The sequence below is a fragment of the Limosilactobacillus coleohominis genome (genome assembly GCF_016901675.1).
Classification (GTDB): domain Bacteria; phylum Bacillota; class Bacilli; order Lactobacillales; family Lactobacillaceae; genus Limosilactobacillus; species Limosilactobacillus intestinavium.
The window spans coordinates 1-25,528 of the sequence record NZ_JACJKU010000004.1 but is presented as its reverse complement, the minus strand read 5'-3'; the positions used below and the strand labels follow the sequence as shown (position 1 = coordinate 25,528).

General features: G+C 39.4%; 20 protein-coding genes and 2 pseudogenes. 10 read left to right on the top strand and 12 right to left on the bottom strand.

Translation table 11 applies throughout. From position 1 onward, the window contains the following. Positions 1-86: 86 nt before the first annotated feature. Positions 87-1,691 (top strand): mucin-binding protein, encoded by a 1,605-nt coding sequence (locus tag H5975_RS00765; protein WP_204784477.1) that lies wholly within the window; start codon positions 87-89, stop codon positions 1,689-1,691. A gap of 101 nt (positions 1,692-1,792) precedes the next feature. On the opposite strand, the gene H5975_RS00760 is transcribed toward H5975_RS00765, so the two are convergent. The 9 genes and pseudogenes from H5975_RS00760 to ybaK form a co-directional block, all read right to left on the bottom strand. Then, a complete protein-coding gene (locus tag H5975_RS00760; protein WP_204784476.1) occupies positions 1,793-4,192 on the bottom strand; it encodes a phosphoketolase family protein in 2,400 nt (799 codons plus the stop codon). A 253-nt stretch (positions 4,193-4,445) separates the two neighbouring features. Then, positions 4,446-5,096: pseudogene (locus tag H5975_RS00755) on the bottom strand (HAD family hydrolase). A 67-nt stretch (positions 5,097-5,163) separates the two neighbouring features. Further along, positions 5,164-6,165, bottom strand: a complete 1,002-nt coding sequence (locus H5975_RS00750; protein WP_204784475.1) for a LacI family DNA-binding transcriptional regulator — start codon at positions 6,163-6,165, stop codon at positions 5,164-5,166. A 45-nt stretch (positions 6,166-6,210) separates the two neighbouring features. Then, positions 6,211-6,978 (bottom strand): glucose 1-dehydrogenase, encoded by a 768-nt coding sequence (locus tag H5975_RS00745; protein WP_204784474.1) that lies wholly within the window; start codon positions 6,976-6,978, stop codon positions 6,211-6,213. Between the two features lie 82 nt (positions 6,979-7,060). Beyond that, positions 7,061-8,404 (bottom strand): gluconate:H+ symporter, encoded by a 1,344-nt coding sequence (locus H5975_RS00740; protein WP_178661388.1) that lies wholly within the window; start codon positions 8,402-8,404, stop codon positions 7,061-7,063. Between the two features lie 21 nt (positions 8,405-8,425). Next, entirely contained in the window at positions 8,426-9,958 is a 1,533-nt protein-coding gene (locus tag H5975_RS00735; RefSeq protein ID WP_204784473.1) for a gluconokinase, read from the bottom strand. Between the two features lie 171 nt (positions 9,959-10,129). Continuing rightward, positions 10,130-11,569, bottom strand: coding sequence for a C69 family dipeptidase (locus H5975_RS00730; RefSeq protein ID WP_204784472.1), 1,440 nt, complete (start codon positions 11,567-11,569; stop codon positions 10,130-10,132). An 84-nt stretch (positions 11,570-11,653) separates the two neighbouring features. Further along, entirely contained in the window at positions 11,654-12,322 is a 669-nt protein-coding gene (locus H5975_RS00725; RefSeq protein WP_204784471.1) for a hypothetical protein, read from the bottom strand. 80 nt (positions 12,323-12,402) lie between these two features. Next, a complete protein-coding gene (gene ybaK, locus H5975_RS00720) occupies positions 12,403-12,906 on the bottom strand; it encodes a Cys-tRNA(Pro) deacylase (RefSeq protein WP_204784470.1) in 504 nt (167 codons plus the stop codon). 157 nt (positions 12,907-13,063) lie between these two features. Between ybaK and H5975_RS00715 the strand changes: the two genes are divergently transcribed. From H5975_RS00715 to H5975_RS00705, 3 genes are read left to right on the top strand one after another with little or no spacing between them, the layout of a single operon-like run. Then, the gene (locus H5975_RS00715) at positions 13,064-13,792 is read left to right on the top strand and encodes a GntR family transcriptional regulator (RefSeq protein ID WP_178661398.1); all 729 of its coding nucleotides are present in this window, start codon (positions 13,064-13,066) and stop codon (positions 13,790-13,792) included. 2 nt (positions 13,793-13,794) lie between these two features. Next, complete coding sequence (locus tag H5975_RS00710) at positions 13,795-14,595, top strand: Cof-type HAD-IIB family hydrolase (RefSeq protein WP_204784469.1); 801 nt, start codon at positions 13,795-13,797, stop codon at positions 14,593-14,595. 46 nt (positions 14,596-14,641) lie between these two features. Next, positions 14,642-15,457: a TIM barrel protein gene (locus H5975_RS00705; RefSeq protein WP_204784491.1), complete on the top strand. Its 816-nt coding sequence runs from the start codon at positions 14,642-14,644 to the stop codon at positions 15,455-15,457. Here the strand turns inward: H5975_RS00705 and H5975_RS00700 are convergent, their stop codons facing one another. Both H5975_RS00700 and H5975_RS00695 read right to left on the bottom strand, forming a co-directional pair. Further along, positions 15,458-15,982, bottom strand: a complete 525-nt coding sequence (locus H5975_RS00700; protein ID WP_204784468.1) for a DUF1836 domain-containing protein — start codon at positions 15,980-15,982, stop codon at positions 15,458-15,460. Between the two features lie 61 nt (positions 15,983-16,043). Further along, positions 16,044-16,562 carry an NAD(P)H-binding protein gene (locus tag H5975_RS00695; RefSeq protein ID WP_204784467.1) on the bottom strand — a complete coding sequence of 173 codons (519 nt, stop codon included), beginning with the start codon at positions 16,560-16,562 and terminating at the stop codon, positions 16,044-16,046. 174 nt (positions 16,563-16,736) lie between these two features. Between H5975_RS00695 and H5975_RS00690 the strand changes: the two are divergent. Both H5975_RS00690 and nrdI read left to right on the top strand, forming a co-directional pair. Beyond that, positions 16,737-18,071: pseudogene (locus H5975_RS00690) on the top strand (hemolysin family protein). A gap of 25 nt (positions 18,072-18,096) precedes the next feature. Then, entirely contained in the window at positions 18,097-18,567 is a 471-nt protein-coding gene (nrdI, locus tag H5975_RS00685) for a class Ib ribonucleoside-diphosphate reductase assembly flavoprotein NrdI (RefSeq protein ID WP_178661408.1), read from the top strand. Positions 18,568-18,636: 69 nt separating this feature from the next. Here nrdI and H5975_RS00680 read toward each other — a convergent pair whose 3' ends face one another. Further along, positions 18,637-19,059: a VOC family protein gene (locus H5975_RS00680; protein ID WP_204784466.1), complete on the bottom strand. Its 423-nt coding sequence runs from the start codon at positions 19,057-19,059 to the stop codon at positions 18,637-18,639. A 114-nt stretch (positions 19,060-19,173) separates the two neighbouring features. Between H5975_RS00680 and H5975_RS00675 the strand changes: the two genes are divergently transcribed. The 4 genes from H5975_RS00675 (at position 19,174) to gndA (ending at position 25,339) form a co-directional block, all read left to right on the top strand. Beyond that, positions 19,174-20,352 carry a CynX/NimT family MFS transporter gene (locus H5975_RS00675; RefSeq protein WP_204784465.1) on the top strand — a complete coding sequence of 393 codons (1,179 nt, stop codon included), beginning with the start codon at positions 19,174-19,176 and terminating at the stop codon, positions 20,350-20,352. Positions 20,353-20,553: 201 nt separating this feature from the next. Beyond that, positions 20,554-22,035 carry a glucose-6-phosphate dehydrogenase gene (gene zwf, locus H5975_RS00670; RefSeq protein ID WP_178661414.1) on the top strand — a complete coding sequence of 494 codons (1,482 nt, stop codon included), beginning with the start codon at positions 20,554-20,556 and terminating at the stop codon, positions 22,033-22,035. Between the two features lie 226 nt (positions 22,036-22,261). After that, positions 22,262-23,581 (top strand): APC family permease, encoded by a 1,320-nt coding sequence (locus tag H5975_RS00665; protein ID WP_204784464.1) that lies wholly within the window; start codon positions 22,262-22,264, stop codon positions 23,579-23,581. A gap of 321 nt (positions 23,582-23,902) precedes the next feature. Beyond that, positions 23,903-25,339 (top strand): NADP-dependent phosphogluconate dehydrogenase, encoded by a 1,437-nt coding sequence (gene gndA, locus H5975_RS00660; RefSeq protein ID WP_178661418.1) that lies wholly within the window; start codon positions 23,903-23,905, stop codon positions 25,337-25,339. The last annotated feature ends 189 nt before the right edge of the window (positions 25,340-25,528 follow it).

Below are 25,528 nucleotides of genomic sequence, written 5' to 3'. Positions count from 1 at the left end.
TTTACTAAAACCTAACTTTGCTTGCGAAAAATGTTACAATTATGTTACAAAACTATGCAACTTATTTCAGAAAAGGAGGATTAATTATGTCTTCACATTTTAAACTTAATGGTAAAAATGCGCACTGGTTAATTGCCTGTGCTACCACTGCGTTTGCACTCGGCTATTATGGAGATATCACTGGCCATGCCGACACGGTAACTAGTTCAGAAACTACTACCAGTCAATTAGCGCCGTCTAATACCTTAAAGACTGATCAATCTTCCCCATTTAATATGGAAAGTCAGTCGTCTGTAACGGACATCAATAGCCAATCAAATGATTCCGATGAAAAGACGCAGCCGGCAACCACGATTAATCAACAACCTATGGTTCCAGAATCGGGGACTATGTCAGATCAAGATACAACAGAAATTAGTCAAGATTCATCATCTTTTGTTGATGTCAAATCCCCATCAAAGGTTACCAATGCAAATAGCGATATTAACTTGAACAATATCCACTACCATGTGTCAATTCAAATCCAATTAGCTACCGGCACTTACGATGTGGTCTACCTGCCAACATCGCCAGATGACCTTTACTTCGGTGACGATAATGGAACCCCAATTTCAACCCCTGTCGACGCCGGAACATATAAGGTTTGGCTTAGTAAGCAAGGGTACGACAACATCGTGGCTGGTAAAAACTTCTGGGTTTCTAAAGATGGTGGTCCTTTCCAATTCTTTGCAGTATGGGATATTATGCAAAACATTGACATTGGTGAATATGACCCACTTCAGTTTGGATATGGAACTTACACCATTAACCCGTATAACATGGAAGCAACCATCACCGGCAACCAAACTCTTACAGCAGATAACCCAATATTAGATCCAAGTAAATACCAAATTTCATTTAGCGGGATGGATCCTAATGCTCGCCCCTTTGATGAAATTAGTCCTGACTTCTCATACACCTTCCAACAAGGTGATCTGATGCTAGATCCTGACAGTTTAAACAACAATCAATATCGGGTGATTTTATCTCAACAAGGATTATCCAATGTTCAAGCTGCACTTGCCAAGGCCTTTAACAATAATGCTAATAACTTCTCGTTATTAACAGAAAACATTGCAAATCAAGGTGTCGCGTCTGTAATGAATGAACCAATGACCATCATCAGAGACATTATTGTCCACTATCCTGATGGACGTGATGTTACGCACCGACAAGCAGTCACGATTAATAGAACTTACAAACTAAATGACCAATGTACTGGTATCACGTTTAGTTCTTGGAGTACCGCACAGTGGCCTGATTCCCAAGTACCAAATGTGGACGGCTACGTTGCCACTCCTAATGTAATTCCTGCAGTTGATGTTACTAGTGAAACTTCTAACGCCACGATTGATATCTACTATCAAACCAACCCTGGCACTAATCAACCAGGTGAAAATCATCCAACTAATGGTTCATCTTCCAACTCAGGTAATGTTAACCAAACCAACACTACAACTAACAATGCCAACAATAGATTAAGTAACACTAGTCTGAGTCACTTAGACATTAACTCACAAAAGCAACCACAATCACAACAATTGCCACAAACGGGTAATGATTCGTCAGTAATTACTTCTCTTGTGGGATTGATGTTCGCTAGTCTTACAAGTTTATTAGGAATTAGTCGACTTAGTAGAAAAAGATCATAAGTAGTTTTGAACAAAGAAGTTCAACTAGATGAAGATAAAAAAAGAGCTGAGATAAAATCTCAGCTCTTTTTCGATTTAAAACGCGAAACCTTTAGTAGTTATTACTTTAAGGTCTTCCATACCCAGTTTTCAACTTCTGGAAGATCCTTACCTTCGTCACGAATGTATTGGTTGTGCTTTGCAACCATGTCATCCATCTTTTGAGCGAAGGCAGCACCCTTTTGTTCGTAACCCTTAACGTTAAGGATAGCGTCCTTAGCTAAGTGGTAACGATCAAGTTCGTTCAATACACGCATGTCAAATGGTGTAGTGATGTCACCATTTTCACGGTAGCAGTGAACATGAAGGTTGTGGTTGTGACGTGGGAAGAAGAGTGATTGAATCATGTCTTCAAAACCGTGCCATGCAAAGATTACAGGAGCATCAGTAGTGAAGTAACGATCGAATTCTTCGTCAGTCAAACCTTCAGGGTTCTTTTCGATTGGCATTAACTTCATAATGTCAACAACGTTGATGTAACGAATCTTCAATTCTGGGAAGTTGTCATGAAGAATGCTGATAGCAGCAAGTGATTCTTCAGTAGGTTCAGTTCCGGCAGAAGCAAAGACAACATCTGGGTTTTCACCTTGGTCAGTAGAAGCCCAATCAACGTAGCCAAGACCGTTCTTAGCAATTTCAGTAGCTTCGTCAATGGAGAACCATTGAGCACGTGGGTGCTTAGAAGTTACGAAAATGTTGATGCATTCACGGTTACGGAAAGCAACATCAGAGATAGCCATCAATTCGTTGGTATCTGCTGGTAAGTATTCCTTAACTAAGTCAGGACGTTCCTTTTCGTACATGTGAGTCAACAGACCTGGATCTTGGTGAGTGTAACCGTTGTGGTCTTGTTGGAAGACAGTAGAAGTATCAACAAAGTTCAGTGCTGGGTAATCATGACGCCAGTACATTTCCTTAGCCTTCCGTAACCACTTCATGTGTTGAGTCAACATTGAATCAACAACACGACCAAATGATTCGTAAGTTGCGAAGAAACCATGACGACCAGTCAAAGTGTAACCTTCAAGCCAACCTTCAGCTTGGTGTTCGGAAAGTTGAGAATCAATCATCCGACCAGAGTGGCTCATGTTTTCATCGTTTGGTTCGTGAATGTCTTCCATCCATTGACGCTTTTGACCATCTAAGATGGAGTAAAGACGGTTAGACTTGGATTCATCAGGGCCAAATCCACGGAATGAAGTTGGGTTCAATTCAGCAACCTTGTTGAGGTACTTACCCCATTCAATCATGTCTTGCTTTACAACGGAACCTGGTTCCTTAACGTCAACAGCAAAGTCACGGTAGTCTGGGAGTACCAATGGCTTAGGATCAATACCACCGTTAGTGATAGGGTTCATAGCCATCCGCTTGTCGCCCTTTGGAGTAGTCATAGTAACTGCTTCAACTGGGTGACCATCTTCATCAAATAATTCTTCAGGCTTGTATGACTTCATCCAGTCAACAAGCATGTCCTTGTGTTCCATATCATCTTGTGATACAGGAATAGGAATTTGGTGAGCACGGAATGAGTTTTCAATTGGGTTACCATCAAGATCCTTCTTAGGACCAGTCCAACCCTTAGGAACACGGAAGATGATCATTGGCCATTGTGGTAGAGAATCATCGTTGTTTTCACGAGCGTTCTTTTGGATAGCCTTGATGTCTTCAATGGCCTTGTCCATAGTCTTAGCCATTTCTTCATGTACTTCCATGTGTGGCTTTAAGCCATCAAATTCACCATCAGTGTAAGCTGATACGAAGTATGGCTTCCAGCCCATACCTTCGAAGTACTTAGTAAGTTCTTCGTTAGTCATCCGGGAAACGATAGTTGGGTTAGAAATCTTGAAACCGTTGATTTGTAAGATTGGTAATACCGCACCATCTTTGATTGGGTTGATGAACTTGTCTGAGAACCATGAAGCAGCCAATGGGCCAGTTTCAGCTTCCCCGTCACCAATTTCAACAGCGGCGATAACGTCTGGGTTATCTAAAATAGCACCAACACCGTGTGAAAGTGAGTAACCTAATTCCCCACCTTCGTGGATAGAACCTGGTGTTTCAGGGGCAGCGTGAGATGCAGTACCACCTGGGAATGAGAAGTGCTTGAATAGCTTAGCCATACCCTTAACATCTTGAGTGAAGTCAGGGTAAATTTCAGTGTATGAACCATCCAAGTATGAGTTGTTAACCATAACTTGGCCACCGTGACCGGAACCTTCGATGTAGAACATGTCCAGGTCGTACTTCTTAATAACACGGTTTAAGTGTGCATAAATGAAGTTTTGAGGAACGATAGTACCCCAGTGACCAATTGGCTTAGGCTTAACATCCTTAGCCTCTAATTCACGACGTAACAGTGGGTTGTGCATTAAGAACAGTGTACCAACTGAAAGGTAGTTAGCAGCACGCCAGTAAGCATCAACATTTTCCAAGTATTGCTTGGAATCGTAATCTACTGTCATTGTAATATACACTCCTTCTATAAAGAAATAACTACGTAATTGACTAATGTAACGCATCGTAAATCTTATCAATTTACGACTACCATGATAAAGCATTTTGGCAAAAAGTCAACCTTTTATAAAATTGATACGGTCCAATTTTAAACATTCTAAATCATTGATATATAAGTATTTTAAGAGGTCGTACTTTAGAAAAGTAACTTTATAACATAAAAAGGATACGGAATTTTAATATATTTCCGTATCCAAAAATTTATTTCTGCCCTAATCCTGGTAATTCTAACGGCGCATCAATCAAATATGTCGGCTGTTCCCGTTTCAAGCTATCAATGTCATAAGCATCCCAAGTGACACCGCACGTGTGAACACCAGCTGCTTTACCCATTTGTAAATCATAACGGGCATCGCCAATCATCATACTGTCGTCCTTTTGTAATTGATATTTATCCAATAACAGTAAGATGCCATCAGGTGCTGGCTTATAATGATCAACTTGATCACATCCCACTACATCTTTAAAGTAATGCCGAATATCTAAATTATTGAGATTCCGGTCAACCGCATCTGTCTTTTTACTAGAAACAATAAATGGATTCTTATGACGCTGGGTTAATGTGTCCAACATCTCACGAATACCAGGGTATAACTTTGTAGAAGCCAATTCGTAGTTGCTGTACACTTCCCGAAAACGGTCTACTACTTTTTTTGCTTATTCTGCTGAAAGGTCTTCCTTTGCCATCTGTGGAAATGAAACTTCAGCAGGAATTCCCATTGCATCTAAAATGGCATCCGTGTCAGGTACTGTTAATCCATTATCCTTAAAAGCTTGCTGAGTAGCTTTAACAGATGCATCTCCAGAACTAGCAAGTGTCTTGTCAAAATCAAAGAAGTAATTAAGTAACATGGTATTTCCTTTCCTCTAAAACATTGTAGCCTTCAATTTATCTAATATTTTAGCACGATTAAAGCATTTAAATCGATAGCTTATTAACCATTGCGACAGGCAAAATAGTGGTATCACTAATGACAGTATGATACTTAATTTGATTAAGCAGTTTTCGAGCCGCAACATTACCCATTAATTCCATATCTTGTCGCATTAGGTAAATGCCATCCTGAACGTACCGTGACCAGTTCCAATCATCAAAACTAACCAGCCCAACGTCTTTTGGAAAGCTAATCTGTAACTCTTTAAAAATATCAAGAATTTGAAATAAAATCGGCCCCATCAGAGAAATAACTACCGTTTTTCCTGGCAACCGGTTAATTTTTTGTAGCAATTCTTTCTTCAACCATTCATAATCGCGACCACGAGTTTCAATATTGTGGAAACTCAATCCATAATCTTCAGCAGTGGCTTTTAATCCCGCAATACGGGGGATTTGACCTGATGCTTCTGCAAAGTGGGCACTAACAGTCAAAATGTGGTCATAGTTTTTTTGATGCAATACTTGACCTAATCGATAACAAGCATCTTGATTAGCACTAGTTACTCGACCGACCGTTGCTGGTTGATCCATTACCTCTCGGTCAACTAATACAAGGGGGATTTCTCGATTAATACAGTCTGCAAATTGCTCGAAATGAATTGCATCAGGTTGAACAATAATTCCGTCAGCTTGTAATTCATATAAGCGTTGTAGTGCACGTTTCTCAATTATGGTGCTGTTGTTAGTATTCATTAAAACGATATCGTACCCTGCAGGGTGTAGAACATCATCAATTCCTTTTGCAAGCAGTGTCGAGAATGTGTTCCCAATATCACCTACTAAAACCCCAATCACGTGTGATTGACCTTGACGTAATCGACGTGCCGAAGCCGTTGGAATGTAGTTGAGCCGTTTAATGGTATCAGCAATTTTCTGCTTGGTTTCTGACCCCATCTTAGAGTATTTGCCATTTAAATAGCGGGATACCGTTGTAACGGAAACACCAGCTTCTTTGGCGACCTGTGAAATCGTTGCTCGTTTCACTACGCTACCACCTCTCTTGAAGAATACTGGCTATTATTTTAACAGTTATCGCAACAAATACCCACCATCAACTGGTAACGTTACCCCAGTGACATAGTTTGAAGCAGAGCTGGCAAGGAATACAACAACCCCCATTAATTCTGAAGGATCCCCCCAATGGCCTGCTGGAATGTGAGCTAGTATTTCTTTACTCCGTACCGGGTCTTCTTGGAGTGCTTTTGTCATTGGTGTGTTGATATAACCTGGAGCGATGGCATTCACTTGAATATTATAAGGAGCCAATGCGTCAGCGTAGGCTTTAGTCAGGCCAACCACGCTATGCTTACTAGCGGTGTAAGGAAAAATAAACTTTCCTGCACGGTATGACTGCATGGAACCAATGTTTATAATCTTACCTGACTTTTGCTTAGCCATCTCCTTAGCAACAGCATGTGATAAGAAGTAAACGGCATTCAGATTAAGGTTGACCACTTTTTCCCAATCCTGATCTTTAAAATCTTGCCATTTATTGCGTAATTGCATTCCAGCATTATTAACCAAAATATCAATTTTCCCTAATTGCTTGATAGTTTCTTCAACAATTTTTTGAGGAGCATCTTTAGCGGTAATATCCTGCTTTAAGAAATAAATATTTGCGTTTAACTCATCAGCAAATTGTTGCATCACGTCCCAATTCTTATCAGTGCGGCTCACAACCATTACTTGAGCACCTGCTTTTAGCATTGCTTTTGTATAATATTCGCCCAGTCCAGAGGCACCTCCAGTGATGATTGCTGACTTACCCTTTAAAGAAAAACTGCTTAAATCAAACATAACTGTTTCCTCCCTAAATTAACGATCTATGGATTCAAAAAGGCGGCGATTGCATCAGTAATGCAACCCCGCCTTAGATGAATTAAACAAATAATGAAATTAAGTAAACACTGCCTAATCCGGCGATTGCTAAGACTGACGTCAAGGTCGACCATGATAATAATGTTTCTTTCAGTGACAAACCAAAGTATGACTTAATCATCCAGAAACCAGCATCATTAACGTGATCACAGAACACGGATCCTGCACCGATAGCAAGAACCATCAATGCAGCCATAGCAGATTGAGAACCATATTGTTGAGCCATTGGTGCAATTAATCCAGCAGCAGTCAATGCAGAAACTGTAGATGAACCAAGAGCCACCCGTAAAATGGCGGTGATTAGCCATGCAGCAAGGATTGGTGACATGTGGGTGTTGGTGAATAGTTGAGAAACATACTTGGAAATACCACCTTCAACTAACACTTGTTTAAAGGCACCTCCACCACCAATGATCAACAGCATTGGTGCAATTTGTTTTACGGAAGTTACTAAGGTGTTTTCAATTTCTTTCATTTGCTTGTTACGCCGTAATCCCATTGTGAAAATCGCAAAAATAAGAGAAATTAACATTGCGGCATCAGGAGCACATACAAATTGAACAAATTCACCAATTGCACTGTGTTTTGGTAGTACAAAGCCCAGAATTGTTCCCAAAGCAATCAAAATAACTGGCATCATCGCTGTTAAAACAGAAATTCCAAATCCTGGCGTTTCATCTAAATCGAATTCCTTATATTCACCAAGAACTGAGATGTCAATATTCTTTCGATAAACTTGTGGGTAAACCTTATGAAGGAACCAATTAAAGATTGGCCCCGCAACGATAATCGTTGGAATTGCTGCAATAATTCCTAACAGCAAAACGTGTCCTAGGTTGGCATTTAACATGTCAGCAATTGCAGTTGGTGCTGGGTGTGGTGGTAAGAATGCGTGAGTGACATTCAGAGTTGCTGCCATTGGAATCCCAAGGTACATCAATGGCATATCCAATTCACGAGCAATAATGAAGACAATTGGTAAGACAACAACTAGTCCAACTTCAAAGAACAGGGCTAATCCAATAATGAATGAGGCTAGAATAATAGCAAGTTGAATCCAGCGCCGTCCAAACTTATCAATCAGCGTTGTAGCGATTCTAAAACCACCACCAGCATCAGAAACCAGGGCACCTAGCATAGATCCAAAACCAAAAATAATTGCTAAGTGACCAAGTTGACCGCCGATACCAGTTTCAATCGCAGTTGGAATTTTAGCAACTGGAACCCGAAGTAGTAAGGCAATTAAGAATGAAGTAATAATTAATGAAACAAAGGTGTTTAATTTTAACTTAACAATTAAGAAGATTAAGAAAATAACACCAATTAATACGATTAGTAGTGGCATCTGTTTAACTCCTTTTTATAATTAATGATTCGTCGTTTTCTGTTGTAGATCCGCCATTCTTGCATAAGCTGGTGACAAAAGCTCCTGAACCTGTTCGAAGACAGGTTGATATTTTTGATATACAGCAACCGCTTCTGAATCTGGCTTACATACTTCTTTTTCTCCAATAAATTGTTGAACAGCTTCTAGACTATCAACAATCCCCAGACTATTCATTGCCATTACAATAGCTCCTAAACAGCCTGATTCAAAAGAATTAGGAATTTCAACCGGACAATTCAAGACGTCTGCTAACATCTGTTTCCAAACTGCGGATTGTGCAAACCCACCAGTTGCGGTGACACTCTTTGGATCTCCAACTAAATTTCTTACTGCTTGGAATACGCTGTTGATATTCATATTAATTCCTTCCATCACAGCCCTGAGCATATCTGCTCGAGTATGTAGTTGAGAGAGTCCAAAGAAACTACCGCGAGCATTAGCATTCCAAATTGGTGCTCGTTCTCCACCCAAATAAGGGTTGAAGATAAGGCCATTCGATCCAGCTGGTACTCCGGCAATCACTTCGTTTGCTAATGCATAAGCATCCATGTTTTCGTTTTGAACAGCGCTTGCATCAACTAAGTGTTCTACTGCCCATTGGAAAACATCACCACCATTATTAAGCGGACCGCCGATCACCCATAATCCGTTATCAACTGCGTAACAGAATAATCTTTGTTGTGGATCAATCACTGGATGATCAGTCACCACCCTAACTGCAGCCGAAGTTCCAATCGTGATTGCCACAGTATCTTTTGATAAGGCTCCCACACCCAAGTTAGATAGGGCCCCGTCAAAAGCACCATAGATAAATGGCGTATCTCCTGGAATTGCCATCGCTGTTTGTGCCTCTTTGGTTAGCCCTACTTGCTGAGTCGTACCACTAACAATTTCCGGCAATTGTTCTGGTGTTACATGAGCAAGGGAAAGTGCTTGCGAATCCCAATCGGCTGTTTCAATGTTTAACATTCCAGTACATGATGCTATGGAAATATCCACGCGAAATACATTGAACAATCGATAGAATAGATATGATTTAATATCGGCCACATATTTTGCACTAGTCATTTTTTCAGGCATCTCTGCATTTAACCACATTAATTTAGTCAATGGAGACATCGGGTGAATGGGCGTCCCCGTCTTAATATATATTTGTTTTCCTTCTGGAGAACTTTTGAGATCAGATGCAACCTTTCGTGCCCGAGTGTCGGCCCAGGTCATTGCCCTTGTAATGGGTTGATGATTTTCATCCAGCAAAATAACACTTTGGTTAGCGCTGGAGAAAGAAACTGCTAATAACTTACCAGTAGTCAAATCCGCAGATTGTGCCGCATCGTGAATAACTTTTTCTACTGCGTTAACTAGTTCATCTGGATTTTGTTCCGCCATGCCAGAGGCATCACGATAAAGCGGATATCCTTGTTTCGTTTGGGTCAATACTTGAGCGTGTTCATTGTAAAGCACTGCTTTGGTACTGGTTGTCCCAACATCTACTCCGATAAAATAGTTCATCTTCGATCACCTTTGTCCTTTTTGTGAGCGCTTTAGTTTATCGATACACCAGTATAATATTACTAGCTGAAACCGTTGTCAATAGTTTCTAGGAAATCGTTTTCATATGACAATAAAAAAATAGGCCGAAGTTAATTCTTCGTCCTATTTTTCAGTAACGTTAGATTGAAATTATAAGTTTGGATCCATGTCAAATGTCAACTTGGACATTTCAACACCCTTAGTCATTAATTCAGCCATTAGGTCCTTGGTCCGCTTAGAAACTTCATCAAGCATACCCTTAGTACGATCATTCAAGTAATCTGTTGCATCCTTGTCTGACATACCATCAAGTTTGGCAGTATTTTCAGCAACCCAGCTGTAGAAGTATTGGCGAACACTCTTTAAGTAATCCAAATCTGGTTTAGTAAATTCAGATAAGTGTGATTCGACAATCATAGATAATTGACGGAACATCCAGTAAATGCTGTCAGAATCGAGATCCATCTTCATGGCAGTGTTACGGAGACGTTCATCATTATCGTCAACTTGAGCAAAGAATGGCATGTATGGTGAGAATGAAGGAATTCCACCAAAGGTCATCCACATAATTGCAGAAGCAGATTCAGGCACATTTGGACGTACTTGCATAATGTGTGAGTTTTGTGTTCGGTTCAAAGAAATTGGCCGATACAATAGCTTTTGTTGCTTAGTTCCCATGTGGCCCAGTGGATCAAATGGTGTATTTTCGTAGTGCGAACTCAGGTACTTTTCAACATCTTCCAAAGTGAACTTGTGACGCGCCTTCATAATGAATGGTAAGTCAAAGTCTTCTGGGTCCATTTCAACATCAGGACTGAATAAGAAGTGTCCATACCATTGACGTGGTGTGTTGTAGTGAAGATCAAATACATCCGCAGTTCCAAAAATGTGACGGAAATTCCATTCGTCAATATCTGGATTCAAGTGGTTCTTTTCAACAAAATCTTGAATACCATCTGACCACATAAAGTTATCCGGATCATTGAAGTCAACGTCTTGGATGGCAGCACGGTTACCAGTAACGGCATAGCAATCATCTGGAATCCGTTCAGCAACCCAGTGATGACCAGTAGCGATTTCCATGTACCAAATGTCATCCTTATCAGAGAAGATAACACCGTTACCTTCAGCAGAACCATATTTGGCAACTAATTTACCGAGGTATTCAACCCCTTCTTTAGCACTATTAATGAATGGCAAAACCATTGCCATCATGGCATCTTCGTTAATACCTGATTCAGTATTCATTGGGTCCGCAGCTAATACCCGTTCATTAGCATAGAAACTTTCTGTAGCGGACATCGCAATATTCTTTTCGTTAAAACCGTTTTCGTCAAAGGTTCCTTCCTTTGTTAAATTAACATTAGGAACACCTTGGTAACGATAACCATCAGCTGGACGGTCACCAACAAATTTATTTAAATAAGCATGAACTTGGTTTGGATTATTGTGGTATGCAGGGTAGACAACAAACCGTTGCGGTGTAATTGCAGCAGGTGTGTCATCATTACGAGCAGCCATCGTTGAACCATCAACAGTTGCGTTTTTACCAACTAAAATGGTTGTACATGCAGTCAGTTTTTTTCTCATGGATATACCCCTTCTTCTTTAAAAAAACTAAAAAACTTCTACAATTTTATTCTAATCCTGAACAAGAAAACGGTCAATTATTCATTAACGAGATCGTAAACGGACACCTATCCGCATTATCAACCACAAGCCAGCATTAATTGCAATTGCGAAGATTAACATCCACATTAATGGACCGATTATTTGAGACAATTTAGCATAAATGGTTTGGTAATTCACTATTAAGCTGCTTAAAAAAGCTGTTAATGTAATCACAATTATTAGCGCCACAATTCCCTGACGAGAGTTTTGTAAATCTGCTGCGCTCAAATCAAAACCACCAATACTGATGTTAATCATTAAAACTATCCACAATCCCCATTGCCACCAAGCAATGGGGTGTTCTGTAATTTGACGTCCGCCAATTGCAACCAACCACTGATTATAAAATGATGGAACCAATAAGCGAGTGCTCCAAATCATCGCTAATGAGCATCCGATAACGGGCGCAATTCCAATAAAAACGTTGCCAATTTTCTGGTATAGATTGTTGTCATTCCAAGTATGACCAACATATCCCAATCCACGATCACGGGGATCGTGAGAATCGGGAATATGCAATAGGCTCACACTTTGAATATGATGGCCAAAAATAACAGCTAAAATCAAGTGACTCATTTCGTGGATTATTACGCCAATTCCGCCAAAAATAATTTGACCATAAAAACCACTTAGCAACACTGAAGCACTCTTGTTAGCTCTACTAATTGCCACTAGAATACTTCCTAGTATGACAGGCAAAATTATTATTAACCCTGCAAATACAGCTAAAGTATGGAGAAAATTATTAACCATTATTTCTGTTGTAAATCTGCAAATTCAGCATGAACCAATGTAGCTAAATCTTTTGCGTTCACTTCTACCGATCTACCAATCTGACCTGACGAAACAAAAATTGTATCCTCTTTTTCAGCATCTTGGTCTATAAAGATTGGAAAGTGATTCTTTTCATATATACCAACTGGCGTGTTAGCCCCGTGAACGTAGCCAGTTGTCTTAACTAGCTTTTTTAATGGAACCATTTCAACCTTTTTATTTCCAGAAACCCGAGCTAACGCTTTTTCATTTAAATGACTATCAACGGGAACAACCCCAACTAGTGGGCCAGTAGTAGGTCCCTCTAGTACTAAGGTTTTATAAATTCTGTGCTCATCAATCCCAAGATGATCGACTGACATCGTTCTTACATCACCATCTTGATGGGTAGGAAATTCCATTTGTTTGTAAGTAATGTTATTTTTATCAAGAATTTGTTCAACTTGGGTCTTTTTTAAACCTTTTTTCTTCTTTTTACTCATAATGCATTGAACTCCTTTTATGAAAAAATACCGTTTATGGAACGGTCCAATTTTGCAAAAGTGATTACCACTTACAGAAATTTTGGTATACTAATTATAGATCATAACAAACACAATTAACTTTCCCAAGGATTGGGAGATTTGGAGCAAATTAATTATGTCAGATTTAGTATACCGCTCAGTCATGAGAGATATAAAACATAAAATACTAGATAATCAATATCCGGGAATGAAGTTACCTGATGAACGGAGCCTTAGTAGTATGTACGACGTTAGTCGAAGCTCCATTAAACGGGCTTTGGATGTTCTTGTCCAACAAGGGATCATTTTCAAAAAACGTGGATCGGGTACTTTCATTAACCCTCTTTATCTCAAAAACCGGGCCATGTTTCGTTATGAAGGCAGTAACTTAGGAATTACAGACAGTTTTAAATTAGATGGCAAAAAGCAGGGAATTAAGTTGCTTAATTACCGTGTAATACCTGCCCCGGATGAAATTCGTCAAGACCTATTTTTAGATGAGAACGAATATGTTTACAAAATTGAACGATTGCGACTCATTGATGACCAACCATTCATGATTGAGACTGGCTATATTCCAATCAAAATTTTGCCAACATTGTCCCCAGATATTTTGGAAAGCTCCATCTTCAATTATTTGGAGAACAAAAAAGGACGGACTGTCACCCGTTCCTACCTGACCTTAACGGTTGATCCATCCAGTCAGGCCGATCAAAAACTATTGGGCCTGAAGCCAACTGAACCAGTTGGAATTATGGAAGGGGTTTTCTTCCTAGATGATGGAACCCCATTCGAAGTTTCAAATATGCGCATCCATTATCAATATATGCGTTTTAACACCTTTGTTAGTTTAGGAAGGGATTAAAAATGATTAAGGCAATTGCTGTAGATATGGACGGAACATTCTTGAATTCCGCGGGTACTTATGACCATGAATACTTTTCACATATCATGCAACGTCTTCAGAAAAAGCAAATTCAATTTATCGTTGCTAGTGGTAATCCCATTTATCAGTTACATATGGCTTTTCCAGACTATGTCGATGACCTATGCTTTGTTGCTGAAAACGGTGTTGAATGCTTTGATCATGGGAAAATGATCTATTGCGGACAAATTAAGCCTGCTACTGTCCAAGGAATTTTCAAACTGCACCAAGCAACCCCAGGCAGTACGTTTTTAGCTTCAGGGTTAGACCACGCTTTTGTCATTAAGGGTGAAAATCCTGAATTTGCCAAACGCATTAAAAAGCACTATCCACGGATGAAAACTATCAATTCATTAGATGAAATTGATGATCCAATCGTCAAGCTTCAAATGGATGTTCCAGGAGAAATCACCCAACAAATGCAAGCTAAGATCAATCATGACTTTGCTGGAAAACTTACTGCAGTTTCCAGTGGATATGGCAATATGGACCTCATCGTTGCCGGAATGCATAAGGCCACCGGAATCAAAAAACTAATGGAGATCCACCATTGGTCAGCAGATGAATTAATGGCATTTGGTGATGGTCAAAATGATATGACAATGCTTCAATTAGTCGGTGAAAGTTATGCAATGAAAAACGGTGATCCTCGAGTAATTAACATAGCCAAACACACTGCACCAGCAAACGATGAAAACGGTGTTCTTAAAACAATCGATAAATATTTAAAAACAATTGAATAATTTTAGAACCAAAGACTAACCAACCGACTAAACAAGGGAGGAATAACTGATGCTACCTCAATTAGGGTTAAAAGGGAGTCGTGATATTGAGCAAATTAATGACCGTCTGCAATATCATCCCACTACCTATGAATTTTATACTGATACTTCAGATTTCACTCAAGACGGTTATAAAAAGCTCTTTGATGCTGTTCAGTACGTGCAAAGTCAGGGAGTGGAAAACATCGTTATCCACCATCCAATGGCATATGGTCAGTTTCATACTGAATTAATTGCCCCTGAGAATAAATTCCCGCAATTGTATCGCTTTATTGAAACATCAACAGAGCAATTAGTACGTTTATCCTCTGATTTAAATATCCAATGTTTAGTTCATGGCTCATACGCGAATGAAACGCAATTCTTTATTCATCAATATTCTTCCGTAGAGGACGCTCAAAAAGCATGTTTTAACCGTCTTGACCGCTTTAAAAAAATGGGTGGCAATCACATCATGTTTGAAAATTCAATATCACCAATTTTTAGCTACGGTGAACCGTCTTTAGAAGATGAAATCATTGACCACCACTATCGCTTAGCCTTTGATACTTCCCACTGTTTCATTTATGTTCATGGTAACAATGAAAAATTAATAGCCTCACTTAACCACCTCAAACCGTCCATTGTTCATTATCATTTAGTCGATTCTTATGGGCAGCAACACGACAGTCTCCCTTTGGGAACGGGTAAAATCGACTGGTCAGCTGTTTTACCAGTTTTAAATCAAACTGCAACTAGTATTTACGAAATTAACCTAAAAAATAATGATGACTGCAGAGAACAACTCCAAAGTCATCATTATCTTATGAATTTAGCTCAATAACTATTTTTTTGCAGGTTTAACTGGTGTCTCCTTTTTCTGCATCTCTTTTAATAGCTGAACAGTTAAAATTCTCTGGAATGCAGTATCTACTACCAAATGCATCATATATTCATTTGTGTCAGTAAGGGGACTTGGGGTAGGCGCATCTTCATTTCGCAAACGTGCATTAAATAGTTCTACAAATCGGTTATAAACCACCTTTGGATAATTATTAATCGTCAATTGATCGATTCCCTTTTTAATTTCATCTAACGAATAAATATTTTTTAAGAGGACAATTCCAAAGAGTGCTGCAATTTGTGGTGCAGAATATTTCTTTTTAATCGGTGCCATAATGGCACCTTTTTTTACATAATTATTAACCATTGATTTAGTTAATGGGTCAACATTTAATCCTGCTAAATGATCATTAATAAATGATACAACCTGGTCAACATATAAATCCATTTCTGGTAATTCATCCCAGGCATCAAGTTGAATTTTACTTAATTTCGTTCGCCAATTGTGGAATTCCTGTTTAATCACCGTTTATCCCTCCTTATCACGCTCATCTAGTTAATAATATACCATGATTTAGTATTTAATACTAAATACCAATAGATTGATTTTTAAACTTTTCTGGATCTGTTGCTTGAGCAATGATAGTTGCCACTTGCTGAATATTGCTATAATTACCCCGGTATGGTTGCCCTTCAGTCATCAGGCAGCGTTGAACATCGTCATTTGTTAACGGTAGCGACCGTACTATTGTGTAAGGAAATTCCAATTCGTCGATCATCTTAATAGCATATAAGTGGTCCATTACCATATTTTGGCCAGTTTCTCCATACCAGCGTGTTAACTGATCATCAGTAGCGTCATCCGCTGTTCCGGCAATTGACTTCATAATAATTTTAGCGGGCTGAACAGCACTTTGATCTAGCTTTGCTGCTAAATCGCTAACCGCTAGGTCAACCCGTATCTCATCATTCGGTATCCAGCAAATAATATCTTGCGACTGTGGCTGCCAGTTAAAATCTGGATATTCAATTGCTTTAGGCAGTTGTTCTTTAACTGCATGACAAAGATCATCCGATTTTTGATTAACAATTACAATTCTTTTCATTCATCATTCTCCTGAAAGCGTCTCCCTTTTGTTAAATTCAGCATTTATATCATTTCGTATTTAGTTTACCATGGTATAATAATATCGCTATGCGATATTATCTTGATTATTGCCAGTTACGTAGTAGTAATTATACAGAAATGGGAGTCTTGAACTTTGGATAAGAGTCAGATAATGGTCAACATTTTGATCATCATCGTCACGTTTATCTTTGCAGCGTTTTTTGTGGCTGCTGAATTTGCTTTAGTACAGGTTCGTATAACTGCCTTACAAGAAAAACAAGCTCAGCTGGACAAGCCATCGATTAAAATTAAACGTGCTATTAAAATGGTATCCAACTTAACAGAATACCTTTCTACGACACAGGTTGGTACCTCTGTGTGTGGAATTATTCTTGGTTGGATTGGTGAGGAAACACTGGAAGAACTACTGGTAGATGCTCTCCACTTGCCTGGATGGTCGTTAAACCAGAGCATGGTTCATGTGATTAGTGCTGTCTTAGGCGTTTTGCTGTTAACTTATTTAGAGGTGGTATTAACTGAAATCGTCCCTAAAAACATTGCCATTGACATCCCTGTCAAAATGATGATGTTAACTGTGACACCACTTCATTATTTTCACATTATCTTTTACCCATTTGTTTGGCTGCTAAATTCATCCGCAAATGGAATTGTGAGAATGCTTGGTATGAAACCAGCAGATGAAAATGATGAAGTCCTTTCGCAAGGAGAGATCATTAGTTTAACCCGAAATTCTGTTAAGGGTGGGGCCTTGGAACGTGGAGACCTTCTTTATATGGAGCGTGCCTTTAAATTTAATGATAAAGTTGCAAAGGATATTATGATTGACCGGACGCAATTAACAGTGATTGATATTACTAAAACTGTTAACGATGCACTGAACGAATACATCAAAACCAAGTACAGTCGTTTACCAGTCGTTGCCGATAATGATAAGGATAAAATCGTGGGTTATGTGTTTAATTATGACCTAATTAAACAGGCCCGGATTAATGGTAATTTATCTGTTTCTAAGGTTCTTCGTCATTTACCAACAACACCTGAGAATACAGCCATCACCGAAGTATTGGAATAAATGATTCACACTCGTGTTCCAATGGTGGTTGTGGTTGATGAATATGGTGGTACTTCAGGAATCATTACTGATAAAGACATCTATGAAGAATTGTTTGGCACCGTTCGGGATGAGATTGATAACGTTGCTGACAACATGATCAGTAAAATGCCTGATGGCCATTATAAGGTCGATGGAAAAACCACTACATATGATTTTGAGCGATTTTTCCACGAGGATATCAAATCATTTGAAGCTGATGATGCCGTTACTTTGTCTGGTTATGTGATTGATAACTTCCCTCATATCAAAAATAATGACACCATCAAGATTGGCGATCTCAAATTAACAATTCGAGATTATGAAAATTCATACATTGACTGGTTCGAAGTAAGTCCAGTCGAAAATCAAGGTTCATCAAATACTGCAAAGTAAAAATTAAATGTTGGAGAAATGCATTATGGATAAAATTAACATCTTATACATCTCAATTGAGGGTAATACCCGTTCTTTCTTAAAACGTCTACAAGCTTTTGCTAAACAGCAACATAGTATTAATAGTCGTGACTTGGAAATCAACTTAAAGGAAATTACAGATCAAACACTCCCAGAAGCGGAAGAAAAGAACTTTTTTGCGTTCGTTCCTACTTATCTGGATGGTGGTAATGGATTTGATTCAGGCTTTACTGAATTAATGACCAATGCTTTAGGCGAGTATATTGATTCGCATGATAACTATAAAAAGTGTCTTGGTATTGTTGGTAGTGGTAATAAAAATTTCAATGAACAATATTGTTTAACAGCACGGATGTATTCTAAAAAATTTAACACCCCATTTTTAGCTGACTATGAATTACGTGGTACTGATGAAGACATCGATACTATTTATAGTATTCTTCAAAAACGTTGGAAGGATTCCCAAAATAATTAAATGATAAAGAGGATGACACTGGAAATTACCAATGTCATCCTCTTTTAATTTATAGATTATTAAAAATGTTTATCTCCCAGCACTGATGTACCAAGTTACACCATACTTATCAACAATCTGTCCCAACTGCTTACCTACCATGTGATCCGCAAATGGTAACGTCACCCGTTGTTGGTCAGATGATGCTAAATGATCAAACAGTTCTTTTGCTGCAGCAGCGTCTCCATCAAAATCTAAAAATATTGATACTAATGATGATGCTTGTGGCATGGTCATTGTTGCATCACCACACAGTATCCGCTGACCTGCTACGACAAACTCGCCGACTGCCGTTGTTCCAGAAAGGTCTTCAACATTCAATCCTAATCCCTGCACCTGTTCTTCGGTGAAAGGAGTTCTTGTGATAATTTCAGCCCCGAACTCTTGAACATAGTAGTCCATTGCCTGTTTCGAATTTTCGAAAGTTAAAAAGGGGTATATATCTGCCGCCATTGTATTCCTCCGTAAAAAGATCTTCTTATAGTATATTTGTTTAGACAAACATAGTCAAATTAACGCCTTGAATATGCTAAGATAAGGGTGATTATACGGAACGGGAGAAGAATTATGCAGCAAAATAAATCTTTAAAAAAAGCCTTCTTAATTGCAGGCATTATTTTATTAGGCGCATGTATGCGATCACCATTTACAGCATTACCTTCAGTTATTACCGAAATTGCTGGTTCTTTTCACGTTCCCGTCACCAGTTTAGGAATGTTAACGACTATTCCCCTGCTTTGCTTTGGGATTTTATCATCATTTGTTCCATTGATTTGTCGCCGTGTTGGTAATAATGTGGCAATTCTCGGTGCACTAATCGTGCTCATCATTGGAGCCTATACCAGAGTAATCTCATATTCCGCCTTGTTAATTGGTACCCTCTTGATTGGCATTGCGATTACATTTATTAATGTTCTCTTGCCTGCGATTATTACCGAACAGCTTCCCAACCAAGTCGGATTGATGACTAGTCTATATGGTGTTGCCTTAGATATGTTCAGTGCTATTTTTGCGTACGTTATTACACCATTAACCTTATTATTCAACTGGCAAATCGCCGTTATGATCCTCTCAACACTGGTAATTATCACGCTTTTGGTATGGTTACCCAATGTTCATCATCCCGTTCACCCAGTTAATAAACAAATCAAATTAGCAAAACATCAGTCAGTTTGGCATAACTGGCGTGCATGGTGTCTGCTGCTTTACATGGCTGGTTCATCCATGTCTTTTTACATTACTGTCACCTGGTTACCAACCATCGCCAGAAACCATGGAATGTCAAGTAACGCAGCTAGTATCATTGCAGGTTTCTTGCAACTATTTTCGATGCCAGCGGCATTCGTAATCCCACTATGGGCTAGCAAAATGGCCAAACGTAATGCGTTAATTTGGGGGTCATCTATTCTAACCGCAATTGGGTTTTTAGGCTTGATGCTACCTACCAACAATTTTGCCTACTATACTATCATGACGCTCTGTCTTGGATTAGGCACGGCCGCCAGTTACTCACTTATCATGACCCTCTTTGGCCTGAAAACTAAGAATCCTAATACTACCCGAGATCTTTCTGGAATGGTGCAATCAGTAGGATACATTATTGCGGCACTAGGGCCAGTCTCTACAGGATGGTTAAAGTCGGTCACTAATACTTGGGATTGGAGTCTTTTAGTTTCATTTTTAGTAGTTGTAATTTGCACAATTTTTGGATTGCTAGCAGAAAAGCAACCATATATCGAAAATTAATTTAAAAAAATTTGAACTAGACCAATTTTTGCTAAACATTTATCAAAAGCCAAAGCCACAAGCCGTCGGTAGTTTGAGCCATTTTGTTAATAATTTAACAAGAAAAGAAAACGCTCCCTTTTTAATGCAATCGGTTGTTTTAAAGTATATAATCATACCCGATGAGTGAATATTTAATCACATTCAAGAGGAGTGAACATTTTGGCTAAGGAAAACAAAGCTGTTATTACGTTGTTTGGAGCTGCTGGTGATCTAGCACAACGCAAGCTCTATCCATCACTTTTTAAGTTATATCAAAAGGGTTACATTGCTGACCATTTTGCACTACTTGGTACTTCCCGTCGTCAAAAGAGCGATGAAGAGTTTCAAGAAATGGTTGCCAAGTCCATCAGTGGCATTAAAGAGACTGAAAAGGGCCAGGCTCATGACTTTGTAAAACACTTCTTCTTTCAATCACATGACGTCACTAAGCCTGAACACTACGTGGCTTTAAAAGACCGCATCAAAGATCTTAACGATAAGTTCGAATGCGATGGCAACCGTCTGTTCTACATGTCAATGGCACCTCAATTCTTTGGTACCATTGCATTAAACCTAAAGAAACAAGGTTTACTTTCTGAAGATGGTTACAACCGTTTGGTTATTGAAAAGCCATTCGGTCGTGATTTTGCATCTGCAAAGAAATTAAATGACGAATTATCAGAAACTTTTGATGAAAACCAAATTTTCCGGATTGACCACTATCTAGGCAAGGAAATGATTCAGAACATCGAAGCATTGCGGTTTGGCAATACTATTATTGAATCACTTTGGAATAACCGTTACATTGACAACATCCAAGTCACATTAAGTGAAAAGTTAGGTGTTGAAGAACGGGCTGGATATTACGACAATTCCGGTGCTTTACGTGACATGATGCAAAATCACATCATGCAAGTGGTTGCTCAATTAGCAATGGAACAACCGGTCTCATTTACTGATAGTGATGTTCGGGTTGAAAAGATCAAGGCTTTACGGTCTCTACGTGTTTATACTCCATCTGAAGCTGCTTCCAACTTCGTACGGGGTCAATATGATGCTGGGCAAAACACTAACGCTTATCGTGATGAAGACGGTGTTGATCCAAATTCAAACACTGAAACTTTTGTCGCTGCTAAGCTTTTGTTTGATAACTATCGTTGGTCTGGCGTTCCTTTCTATGTCCGTACTGGTAAGAAGCTGGCAGATAAGTTTACCCGTATTGATGTGGTCTTCAAAAAGCCATTGATTGATATTTTTGCTAACCCACGGATGAAGTCTGATCAATCACTAAAGAGCAATGTGTTAACTATTTTTGTTGAACCGGACGCTGGTTTCTCATTACGGGTTAACGCCAAGAGTGCTGGTCAAGGGTTTAACACTGAACCTGTAGATTTGAAGTTCATGCAAGATGACTCCACCAAGGCTGAATCTCCAGAACCTTATGAACGACTCTTCCATGATGCCCTAGAAGGCAACCACACTAATTTTGCTTCTTGGTCAGAAATTGCCTACGCTTGGAAATTTGTCGATGTTGCACGGAAGCTATGGGACATTGAAGAACCACAATTCCCTAACTACATCCCTGGATCAATGGGTCCAGTGGCCGCTGAAGAATTACTTGAACGCGATGGTCGTCAATGGGTCTACCGCCTCAATAAGTAATTAATATAATTCAAAATCCTGAAACTGTTAGAACATCTAGCAATTTCAGGATTTTTTTAATTTAACTGGCTTACTAATGATTGTTGATTAAGTAAGTGTTTATGAGCCAATTAAATACAAATGACTTATTATTGCATAAAATTCCAACTGTAATTTGCGGTTGACCCGTGAAAATGTGATAATAGAGTTGTAGCTAGTTTCACTAAGTTTAAGAGGTGACATTATTATGAGTACAAATAAGAGCTCGGTTGAAAGACAAATGGGCTTTTGGAGTATCATTCTATTCGGGGTAAACGGAATCCTCGGTTCAGGAATCTTCTTACTTCCTGGACAAGGATATAACTTGTTTGGTCCCGCTAGTATCTTAGCTCTATGTGCAGATGCTGTACTAGTTTTGATGATTGGAATGTGTTTCGCAGAATGTGCGGGGCTTTTCACCGAAACTGGTGGTGCATATCTGTATGCCAAAACTGCCTTTGGACCATTCGTAGGTTATGAAGTTGGGGTTGTTACTTGGGCAATTCGAATCATCGCTGAAGGAACCCTGTATGTTGCGATTGCAACAGCAATTGGTGGTGTCTACAAACCATTAGCCACTACTACTGCCAAGAACATCATCGTAACTATCATCGGTATTATTCTGATTCTAATTAACTTAACTGGTGTTAAAACTTCTGAAGTCTTTAACAACGTCGTAACGGTTGCTAAGTTAGTACCAATTTTATTAGTTGCAATTGTTGGATTATTCTTCCTTCACCCTGCTAACTTCCACCCGTTCTTCTTACCAGGAAGTACTGCCAATGGTTTTGCTAATGCTACGATTACTCTTTTCATGGTCTTTACTGGGATTGAATCCCTAGTTATTACAGCCGGAAACATGAAAGACGCTTCAAAGAACTTACCACGTGCATTGCTACTAGTAATTCTCATCGTTGCAACTATTTATATTCTAGTTGTTGTATCATGTGTTGGTATTCTTGGTTCTGGATTAGCACACAGTTCTGTGCCTCTGCAAGACGCAGCCCAAGCAGTTGCTGGCCGGGCCGGTGAATCCATTATTGTTATTGGTACCTTTTTATCCATGGGAGGACTTGCGCTAAACAGTTCGTTCATTTCACCACGGTTAGCTGCTTCATTAGCTGACAACCACCAAATGCCAAAGAAGCTCGGTGCTGAAAACAGTAAGGGTGCTCCTTACGTCGCCATTATTATTCACACTTGCTTGGCAATGGCTGTTGCTTGGTCTGGTTCATACACCACTCTGGTTGCCATTTCAGTTGTTTCACGGTTTGCTCAATACATTCCAACCTGCTTAGCAGTCTTGGTATTTAGAAAGACCAAGAAGGATCAAAAACGTTCCTTCAAGATCCCTGGTGGCTGGTTCATTCCAGTTCTCGCCGTGGTTGCTTCTGTATGGCTATTAGCCCACGCAACTGCAAAGCAATTAATCTTAGGCTTCGGTGCCTTGTTAATTATCTTGCCATTCTACTTCATTACTGGCCAAAACAAGCGTGATAAGGCCTTGAAAGAAAACAGTGGTAAATAAATACGTGAAAAGTATTTAAACAATATTTCATGAGGAATTGTCAAAGTCATTTGTGGCTTTTATAATTCCTCTTTTTTATTGTTCACATATTGAACAAAGTCCAACATTCCTGGTTAGCAAAGCTATACCAATCATGGATTTGGCAAACGTTTAGCAACCGATTGCACTACTTGTCAACTCTAATCATTTCCCGCTTTAATTAGACCCATTTCAGTTAAAAGAAATGTTTGTGCAAAGTTTCTCAAATAGTTTTAATATCGCTTTTCTTTCTGGTATAATAGGAACCGTAAAATGTATTTTATTAAGGAGTGTGACAACACAATGTCAGATAAGAAAGCGCAAATTGGTGTTGTAGGTCTTGCCGTTATGGGTAAGAACCTTGCATTGAACATCGAAAGTCGCGGTTTCACCGTTGGAGTATACAACCGTCACCGTAACCGGACTGATGAAATGATCCGTGACCACAGTGACAAGAATCTGGTCCCTAGTTACACAATTAAGGACTTTGTTGACTCCCTTGAAAAGCCACGTCGTATCCTGATGATGGTTAAGGCTGGTAAACCAACTGATGCTGTTATTGATGAATTATTACCATTACTTGACAAGGGTGATGTCCTTATCGACGGTGGTAACACCAACTTCCATGACACCATGGCTCGTAACGCTAAGTTAGACAAGTCTGGTATCAACTTTATCGGTATGGGTGTTTCCGGTGGTGAACTTGGTGCTCTCCACGGTCCTTCCCTGATGCCAGGTGGTCAAAAGGAAGCTTATGACTTAGTTGCCCCTATCCTAACTAAAATTGCTGCTAAGGCTGAAGAAGATGGCAAGCCATGTGTTGCCTACATCGGCCCTAATGGTGCTGGTCACTATGTCAAGATGGTTCACAACGGTATCGAATACGGTGATGAAGAATTAATTGACGAAAGTTACAACATCATGCGGAATGTTTTGAAGATGCCAGTTGATGACATTGCCAAGACCTTCGCTGAATGGAACAAGGGTGAATTAAGCAGCTACCTTGTTGACATCACAGCTGACATTCTTACTCGTAAGGATGACCTCGGTGATGACAAGAATGCTCCAATCGTTGATATGATTCTTGACCGTGGTGCTAACAAGGGTACTGGTAAGTGGAGTTCTGAAACTGCTCTTGATGGTGGTGCTCCACAATCAGTTATCACTGAAGCTGTTTACGCTCGTTACATCTCAATGATGAAGGACGAACGTGTTCAAGCAAGCAAGGAATTGCCTGAAGACGTTGATGCAATTTCCATTGACGATAAGAAAGAATTAGTTGAAAAGATTCGTCAAGCCCTCTACTTTGGTAAGGTTATGAGTTATGCTCAAGGATTCGAACAAATGCGGATCGACTCCGAACGTTACGGTTGGAACTTGAAGTATGGCGAATTAGCACAAATCTGGCGTGCAGGATGCATTATTCGTGCACAATTCTTACAAAACATCACTGATGCTTACACTAAGAACCCAGATCTCAAGAACCTCTTGTTCGATGATTACTTCAAAGATGTTGCTAAGAAGTATCAACGTGCAATTCGTGATGTTGTATCTCTTGCCGTTAAGGCTGGTGTACCAGTTCCTGCATTAAGTGCTGCTATTAGCTACTACGACTCATTCCGTGCAGAAGTGCTTCCTGCTAACTTGCTTCAAGCACAACGTGACTACTTCGGTGCTCACACTTACGAACGGACTGACCGTCCTGGTAACTTCCACTACAGCTGGTATGAAGAACAATAGTTAATAAAGAAGCGAACGCCACAATGGCGTTCCTTTTTTTGTACTTATTTTTGCCAAATTTAAAAAGGACTTAATGGACGTGAAGTGAACCCTATAAGTTGGACACTTTAATTTAGGCAACTTTTTCTAAGGCAAGATTCCGATATTCAATCGGCGTCTTGCCTTTTAGTTTGTGCCTTATGCGACATT

Excerpts from the sequence above, each read along its gene's own strand:
- H5975_RS00730 (WP_204784472.1), bottom strand. The coding sequence starts at position 11,569 with ATGAGAAAAAAACTGACTGCATGTACAACCATTTTAGTTGGTAAAAAC.
- H5975_RS00735 (WP_204784473.1), bottom strand. The coding sequence starts at position 9,958 with ATGAACTATTTTATCGGAGTAGATGTTGGGACAACCAGTACCAAAGCA.
- H5975_RS00715 (WP_178661398.1), top strand. The coding sequence starts at position 13,064 with ATGTCAGATTTAGTATACCGCTCAGTCATGAGAGATATAAAACATAAA.
- ybaK (WP_204784470.1), bottom strand. The coding sequence starts at position 12,906 with ATGAGTAAAAAGAAGAAAAAAGGTTTAAAAAAGACCCAAGTTGAACAA.
- H5975_RS00665 (WP_204784464.1), top strand. The coding sequence starts at position 22,262 with ATGAGTACAAATAAGAGCTCGGTTGAAAGACAAATGGGCTTTTGGAGT.
- gndA (WP_178661418.1), top strand. The coding sequence starts at position 23,903 with ATGTCAGATAAGAAAGCGCAAATTGGTGTTGTAGGTCTTGCCGTTATG.
- H5975_RS00760 (WP_204784476.1), bottom strand. The coding sequence starts at position 4,192 with ATGACAGTAGATTACGATTCCAAGCAATACTTGGAAAATGTTGATGCT.
- H5975_RS00745 (WP_204784474.1), bottom strand. The coding sequence starts at position 6,978 with ATGTTTGATTTAAGCAGTTTTTCTTTAAAGGGTAAGTCAGCAATCATC.
- H5975_RS00710 (WP_204784469.1), top strand. The coding sequence starts at position 13,795 with ATGATTAAGGCAATTGCTGTAGATATGGACGGAACATTCTTGAATTCC.
- H5975_RS00680 (WP_204784466.1), bottom strand. The coding sequence starts at position 19,059 with ATGGCGGCAGATATATACCCCTTTTTAACTTTCGAAAATTCGAAACAG.
- H5975_RS00765 (WP_204784477.1), top strand. The coding sequence starts at position 87 with ATGTCTTCACATTTTAAACTTAATGGTAAAAATGCGCACTGGTTAATT.
- nrdI (WP_178661408.1), top strand. The coding sequence starts at position 18,097 with ATGGATAAAATTAACATCTTATACATCTCAATTGAGGGTAATACCCGT.
- H5975_RS00740 (WP_178661388.1), bottom strand. The coding sequence starts at position 8,404 with ATGCCACTACTAATCGTATTAATTGGTGTTATTTTCTTAATCTTCTTA.
- H5975_RS00675 (WP_204784465.1), top strand. The coding sequence starts at position 19,174 with ATGCAGCAAAATAAATCTTTAAAAAAAGCCTTCTTAATTGCAGGCATT.
- H5975_RS00695 (WP_204784467.1), bottom strand. The coding sequence starts at position 16,562 with ATGAAAAGAATTGTAATTGTTAATCAAAAATCGGATGATCTTTGTCAT.